The following is a 6918-nucleotide window of genomic DNA, read 5'->3' as shown; positions in this document are numbered from 1 at the left end:
GGGGGCCGAGCCCCGGACGACCCCGGCGCCCTCCGTACGGGCCGCGCGCGGGCGCAGCAGGACGAAGGCGAGGACGGCGGCGAGGAAGGTGAGCGCCGCCGAGATCGTCAGGCACAGGCGCATCCCTTCGAGGAAGGCGTCGCCGACCGCCCCGTAGACCTGCCCGGCGCGGGCGCCGAGCGGCACCGAGCCGACCGCGCCGAGGCCGCCGCCGTCGACCGCGTGCGTGAGCCGGTCCGCGAGGGTGCCGTCCACGCCCTTGCCGGCGAGCTTGTCCGGCAGCGCGGCGGCGGCGCGGCTCGTGAGCAGCGCGCCGAGGACGGCCGGGCCGAGCGCGCCGCCGACCTGCCGGAAGGCGTTGTTGCCCGCGGCGGCCATCCCGGCGAGCGGGTGCGGCACGGAGGCGACGGCCGTCGCGGTCATCGGCGTCGTGACGAGGCCCATGCCGAGGCCGAGCAGGACGAGCCGCCACGACAGGGCGCCGAAGGAGCTGTCCGCCTCGGCGCCGAGCAGCGTGAGCAGCGCCGCCGTCACGAGGAGCAGCCCGAGCGTGATCATGAGGCGCGGCGCGAACTTGTGCATGAGGCGCCCCACGAGGCCGCTGACGACCAGCGCGGCCCCGGTGACGAGCAGCATCCGCCAGGCGGTGCCGAGGGTGTCGAGGTGCTGGACCATGCCGAAGTAGAGGCTCAGCACGAAGAAGAAGCCGATCATGCCGAGGAACATGACCATCGCGACGAGCGTCGTGGCGGTGAAGCCGGGGCTGCGGAAGAGCGCGAGGTCGAGCATCGGGTGCTCGGCGCGGCGCTCGGTGACGACGAAGAGGACCGCGCTGACCAGGGCGACCGCGAGCGCGACGAGGACCCGGGCGTCCGTGAAGGAGCCCGCGCCGCCCTCGATGACGCCGTGGACGAGACCGGTGATGGCGAGCGTCGCGGTGATCTGGCCCGGCCAGTCGAGCCGGCTCGTGCGCGGCGCGCGCGACTCGGGCAGCAGCTTCGCCGAGACCGCGAAGGCGAGGAGCGCGACGGGGATCGGGACGAGGAAGATCCAGCGCCACGACGTGTGCGCGAGGATCGTGCCCGCGACGATGCCGCCGAGCGCGAGCGCGCCCATGAGGCACATCGCCCAGAAGCCGATGAACTTGCCGCGCTCGCGGTGGTCGGGCACGGCGTGGCTGATGAGCGCGAGCGTCGTGGGCAGCAGCGCGGCGGCGCCGAGCCCGGAGAGGGCCTGCCCCGTCCAGAGCTGGCCGACCGAGTGCGCGGTCAGCGAGGTCGCGGCCCCGGCGGCGGAGAGCAGGAGCCCGGCCAGGTAGACCTTCTTGCGGCCGTGGACGTCGCCGAAGACACCGGCGGTGAGGATGAAGGCGGCCATCGGCAGCACGAAGGCGTCCGAGACCCAGGAGAGTTGCGAGGTCGTCGTGGAGAGCGCCGACTGGATCGAGGTCAGGCTCACCGAGACGCTCGTCACGGGCAGGTAGGCGACGAAGACCCCGAGGCAGGCCATGAACAGCGTCACCCCGCGGTGGGGCACGGCTGTCGCGGGCGGTGACTGGGACAAGGGAACTCCTTCGGGGCGCCGGGGGACACCGGCGCGTGGGACGGGCGGAGTCGCGGCCGGGTGGGGCAGGTCCGGCCGTACGGGGCCGCCGGAGGGCCGATGGCGGCGCTCCGTGCGGGCGTACGAGCGGGCCGGACGGCGCCTTCGCCGGCCGGCGGGACGAGGTGGGGTCCCCGTCGCGTGCGGAACCCGCACGCACTCGGGGCCGGACGGCGCCCCCGGGCCGGGCCCGGAAGCGCGCCGCCACTCGTCCGCGAATCCTCGGAAAGTCTCCGCCGAAAACGCGATTTCCCCCAAGCCACGGACCCGGAATCGGCCGGAACATCCACAGGTTCCGGTCCGGTGCGATGCTTTCTCCATGGCCGACACCTTGGACAGTCATATCCTCCACGCCCTGCATGTGGCGCCGCGCGCCCCGTTCCGCCTGGTGGGCGAGGTGGTGGGGGCCTCGGAGCAGACGGTGGCGCGCCGCTTCCGGGCGATGCGCAGGGCGGGCATGGTCCGGGTCGTCGGGCTCGTCGATCCGGCGGTGCACGGCCTCGCGGCGAGCGTCGTACGGATCTCGCTGCGCCCGGACCGGCTCGACGCGCTCGCCGACGCGGTGACCCGGCTGCCCGAGGTGTCCTTCGCCAACATCACCTTCGGCGGCTCGGAGATCGTCTGCTCCCTGGAGACCCCGCACGACGGCCGGGTCCCCGACGTGCTGCGGCGCCTCGCGACGTTCCCGGGCGTCCTGGCGGTGGACACCCGGATGATGCTGCACCCCTACTCGCCGCCGGGCGCGGACTGGGGGCGGCTCGGGCCCTCGCTGCCGGAGGACGCGGTCGCCCTGCTCCGCGCGCGCCACCCGCGCCCGGTGCCGCAGGGCCCGCCCGTCGAGCCGCGCCCCGAGGACGCGCCGCTGCTCGCGGTGCTCGCCGAGGACGGCCGGGCCCGGCACGCCACCCTCGCCGAGCGCACCGGCTGGACCCCGGGCCGGGTCGCCCGCCGCGTCGAGACCCTGGAGCGGAGCGGCACGCTCTTCTACGACGTGGACCTCGTCCCCGAGCGGCTCGGCTACCCCTTCGGCGCGGCCCTGTGGCTGCGCACGCCGCCCGCGCTGCTGGAGGAGACCGGTACGGCGGTCGCCGCGCTGCCCAGGGTCGTCTTCGCCGGGGCGACGAGCGGCGAGCAGAACCTCATGGCCATCGCGATGTGCACCGACACCGCTGACTTCTACGACTTCCTGAGCCGGGGCCTCGCGAGCGTCCCCGGCATCACGGACTACAGCGTGAGCGTGCGCCTGCGCACCCTCAAGCAGGCGGCCTCGCTCGTGCACCGGGGCCGCCTCGTGGCACCGGCGCCGCGGCGCTGAGCGAAGGGCCGGGGCGCCCCGGCGACGGCGGAGGCGCGGCACAGAGCGGAATGTTTCTGGTCGAACAGCCAATAACCAGGTGAGCCGCTCTCCATGGCACGACCGAGGAAGTGCGAGGAGCGCGACGTCCTGCCGGCCGCCCGTGGGCAGTTCTGGCACCACGGCCACGAGGGCACCAGCATGTCCGCGCTCGGCGAGGCGACCGGCGTCGCCTCGCCGAGCCTCTACGGCGCCTTCGGCGGCAAGCACCAGCTCTTCCTCCACACTCTGGACGACTACCGCGCCGAGCAACTCGCCTGACTGGACGGAGGACGGCGCGCGGCACGCTCGCCGTGGGCCTGGCTGCTGGCCGCCGTCACCTCCGACGACGGAGGACGGATCGGGCCGACGAGCGACGGCTGCCACCTGTCCGGGTCGGCCTCCGCGCTCTCGCGGCTGGACCAGGACGTGCACGCCGCCTCGCACCGGACCTACGAGCGCGTCCTGGACCTGTTCACCGCATCGGTGGCGGAGGCCCAGGAGGCCGGTGAGGTACTGGACGGCATCGATCCCCGGCAGATCGCCAACGCGCTGCTCACGGCGATGCGGGGGCTGGAGTTCGTCCGCAAGTCCGGGGGCGGGGAGGCGTTCGGCACGGCGAAGGCGAGCGTGGTCGAGGGCGATGCCTGCGTCTCCCGCGCGGTGCAGCGGCGCGAGGGGGTGCGTGCCGGTGAGCCGCACGGCGCGCACGCGGCGGAGCGCGTCCGAGAGCACGGTGAGGACGGGAAGGATCGGCAGGCGAGGTGCGCGTCGAGCCCTTCCGGGCGTGTGGGCGGGCCGGGGAAGCGATGTCTGGAGCCGGGCGAGCTGACGGACGGTTCCGTCGGGGGTCCAGTCGCCGTCGGCGTCGTCGTGGTCCCAGAGGTTCCCGGTCCGCTCGTCGGTCAACGCCGTGGAGCTCCACGCGAAAGCGGACGCGCGCCGCACGGCGAGGCTGAACACGTCCTCTTCGAGATCGAATTCGGCGTTGACCTGTTCGGTCCAGGGGTGCTTGTCGAGCACTCCGTGAAGCCCGACGATGAAGGTGGCGTCCAGACCGGTACCGCTCATGGCCCCTGCTCCAGGATCGAACAGGCGAGTGGCGCGGGCGGTCGGGGCGACACGGTGCGCCCGCGGAGGAACGGCCGTCGGTTCCCGCTCCCCGTGCGGAGCGTTCTGCGCGCTCGCGGTGTCAAGCAGTCGCCATGCGCACGGATCGGACACCAAGGATTACAGCGTGTCGTTGTCGGCGGTTCGGGCCACAGGGCGGGGAGGAGTTCGTGCCCGCCGGGCTTTGCCTTGAGGCCGACAGGGACTTTCGGCGGCCTAACGTGGCAAGCCGCCGACAGCACGGAAAGGGCCTCCGACGCAGGTCGGAGGCCCTTTCCGAGGCAAAGCCGCTGGTGGCGGCAGACGAGTCGGGCTGTACGCCGGGTTCTGTTCCCCGGGGGCCTCGCGGCGTGCCCGGGGCGACGGCCATCCATCTAGGGCCGGTGTTGCCACCGGCCTCGTGCGGTCTACCCGCGGACTCGGGCGGGCAGCCCTCGAACGTCCGCGCAGGAGCACCGGGGTGCTCCCTTTTGACCTTGCTCCGGGTGGGGTTTACCTAGCTGCCCGAGTCGCCTCGGGCACTGGTGGTCTCTTACACCACCGTTTCACCCTTACCGGAGGCCGAAGCCTCCGGCGGTCTGTTTTCTGTGGCACTGTCCCGCGGGTCACCCCGGGTGGCTGTTGGCCATCACCCTGCCCTGTGGAGCCCGGACGTTCCTCGGGGGTCCCCGAATGGGCCCACGCGGCCGTCCGCCCGGCTCGTCTGCCGTGCGGTCATGGTACCGGTCGCCGGGAGCGGCACGCTCGCGGGCGGCGTACCCCCGGAGGGGGCCCCGCTCCCCCTACTACCCTGGCCAGGGGCCCCGTGCGGGGCGCCCCGCGCGTTCGTGAACGAGGAGAGACACCGTGCTGGTACTGCTGCCGCCGTCCGAGGGGAAGGCCGCGGGGGGCGAGGGGGCCCCGCTCGCGCTCGGGGATCTCTCGCTGCCGGGGCTCACCGCGGCGCGGGAACGGGTGCTCGACGAACTCGTCACGCTGTGCGCGGGCGACGAGGAGAAGGCGCGCGACGTGCTGGGGCTCAGCGAGGGGCTGCGGAGCGAGGTCGCGAAGAACGCCGGGCTGTACGAGGCGGGAACGCGGCCCGCCGGGGAGATCTACACCGGCGTCCTCTACGACGCGCTCGGCCTCGCCACGCTCGACGCCGCCGCGCGCGAGCGGGCCGCGCGCTCGCTGCTCGTCTTCTCGGGGCTGTGGGGCGCGCTCGGCACGGCCGACCGCATCCCCTCCTACCGCTGCGCGATGGGCGTGAAGCTCCCCGGGCTCGGGGCGCTCGGCGCGTACTGGCGGCCCTTCCTGGCGGAGGTGCTGCCGGAGGCGGCGGGCGAGGGGCCCGTGCTCGACCTGCGCTCGGCCGCGTACGCCGCCGCGTGGAAGCCGAAGGGCCCGCTCGCCGAGCGGACCGCGACCGTGCGGGTGCTGCACGCGCGGCGGGTCGGCGGGGTCGAGAAGCGCTCGGTCGTGAGCCACTTCAACAAGGCGACGAAGGGGCGGATCGTGCGGGACCTGCTCGCGCGGGACGTACGGGCCGCATCCCCCGCCGAACTCGTCACCGCGCTGCGGGACCTGGGCCACACGGTCGAGACGGCGGGCCCCGGCGGCAAGGGGAAGCCGTGGGCGCTCGACGTCGTGGTCACGGACGTGCACTGAGCCCTCGGCGACCGGGCGTTGCGCCCTGCGCAACGGGCTTTGCGCAGGATGCCGCGCGCGAGGCACGATGAGGCCATGACAGACTCGCCCGTCCCCGCCCCGTCCGCCGCCGAGGTTCCCGGTTCCGTGCTGGACCTCGCCCCCGTGCTCCCCGTCGTCGTGATCGACGACCTCACCGACGCCGTTCCGCTCGCGCGCGCCCTCGTGGCGGGCGGGCTGCCCGCGATCGAGGTGACGCTGCGGACGCCCGTCGCGCTCGACGCGATGGCGGCGATAGCGGCCGAGGTGCCCGACGCGGTCGTGGGCGCGGGGACGGTCATCTCGGCGGCGAACGTGGACGCGGCGGTACGGGCGGGGGCGCGGTTCCTCGTCAGCCCGGGGTGGACGCCCGCGCTGCTCGCCGCGATGAAGTCCTCCGGGGTGCCGTTCCTGCCCGGCGTCTCCACGACGTCGGAGGTCGTGGCGCTCCTGGAGGCGGGCGTGAGCGAGATGAAGTTCTTCCCCGCGCAGGCGGCGGGCGGTGCCCCGTACCTCAAGTCGCTCGCGAGCCCGCTGCCGCAGGCGCGCTTCTGCCCGACCGGGGGCGTGAGCCCGCAGAACGCGCCCGGCTACCTCGCGCTGCCCAACGTCGGCTGCGTGGGCGGCTCCTGGATGCTGCCGGCCGACGCGGTGAAGGCGAAGGACTGGGACCGGGTCGAGGCACTGGCCCGCGAGGCGTCGGCGCTGCGCTGAGCCGCCGAGGGCGGGGACGGAAGCGACCGGCAGGGACGGAAGCGACCGGCAGGGGGCGGCGTTCCGTCCCGGCCTGGGCAAGCGGCGTGCGCTGCGGCCCATGAGGCGCCGATGCGTGCCGCGCCGAATCCGCTCGGGCACGCGGCGAGTCCGCCGGGCGCTCGCACATGGCGCGCTCCACCGGCGGGGGCTGCCCGGCCGAAGTCACGGCGGGTGCCCAGCCGTCGGCGTAAGAGGCCACGGCCAAGTACGCCCTCGCTCCCCGGCCCACGAAAACACGACGCCGCGCCCGGCCAGCGGGGCGTCGAACAGCCGCGCGAGGCCCGGCGCCGCCCCGAAAGTCCCCAGGGAGTCCCCCGCAAACCGCTTCCCGGCGCCCCTCCCCCGGCACTCAGCCCGGCGGCAGGTGCGCCGTGCTGTTCACGTACCGCACCGTCGTGTTGCCGTCGCCCCACACCGCCAGCGCCGAGAGCGAGGCCGGGGCGAGGTCCATG

Annotated in this window: 5 protein-coding genes and 1 other RNA gene; 4 read left to right on the top strand and 2 right to left on the bottom strand. The window is 74.6% G+C overall.

From position 1 onward, the window contains the following. Positions 1 to 1509: MFS transporter (locus tag SSBG_RS22145; protein WP_234010771.1), on the bottom strand; the 1509-nt coding region annotated here is incomplete at its 3' end. A gap of 412 nt (positions 1510 to 1921) precedes the next feature. On the opposite strand from SSBG_RS22145, the gene SSBG_RS22140 reads away from it, so the two are divergent. Then, positions 1922 to 2917 carry an Lrp/AsnC family transcriptional regulator gene (locus SSBG_RS22140; protein ID WP_037870392.1) on the top strand — a complete coding sequence of 332 codons (996 nt, stop codon included), beginning with the start codon at positions 1922 to 1924 and terminating at the stop codon, positions 2915 to 2917. A 93-nt stretch (positions 2918 to 3010) separates the two neighbouring features. Further along, complete coding sequence (locus SSBG_RS22135; protein ID WP_037870390.1) at positions 3011 to 3217, top strand: helix-turn-helix domain-containing protein; 207 nt, start codon at positions 3011 to 3013, stop codon at positions 3215 to 3217. 1128 nt (positions 3218 to 4345) lie between these two features. On the opposite strand, the gene rnpB is transcribed toward SSBG_RS22135, so the two are convergent. Next, positions 4346 to 4747: RNase P RNA component class A (rnpB, locus tag SSBG_RS30405), an RNA gene on the bottom strand. Between the two features lie 144 nt (positions 4748 to 4891). Here rnpB and yaaA point away from each other — a divergent pair. Further along, positions 4892 to 5692: a peroxide stress protein YaaA gene (yaaA, locus tag SSBG_RS22125; protein WP_008748297.1), complete on the top strand. Its 801-nt coding sequence runs from the start codon at positions 4892 to 4894 to the stop codon at positions 5690 to 5692. A gap of 75 nt (positions 5693 to 5767) precedes the next feature. After that, positions 5768 to 6424, top strand: coding sequence for a bifunctional 4-hydroxy-2-oxoglutarate aldolase/2-dehydro-3-deoxy-phosphogluconate aldolase (gene eda / locus SSBG_RS22120; protein WP_008748296.1), 657 nt, complete (start codon positions 5768 to 5770; stop codon positions 6422 to 6424). Positions 6425 to 6918: the final 494 nt, after the last annotated feature.

This window comes from Streptomyces sp. SPB074, from assembly GCF_000154905.1.
Classification (GTDB): Bacteria; Actinomycetota; Actinomycetes; order Streptomycetales; family Streptomycetaceae; genus Streptomyces.
This window is presented reverse-complemented; position numbering and strand designations above follow the sequence as displayed.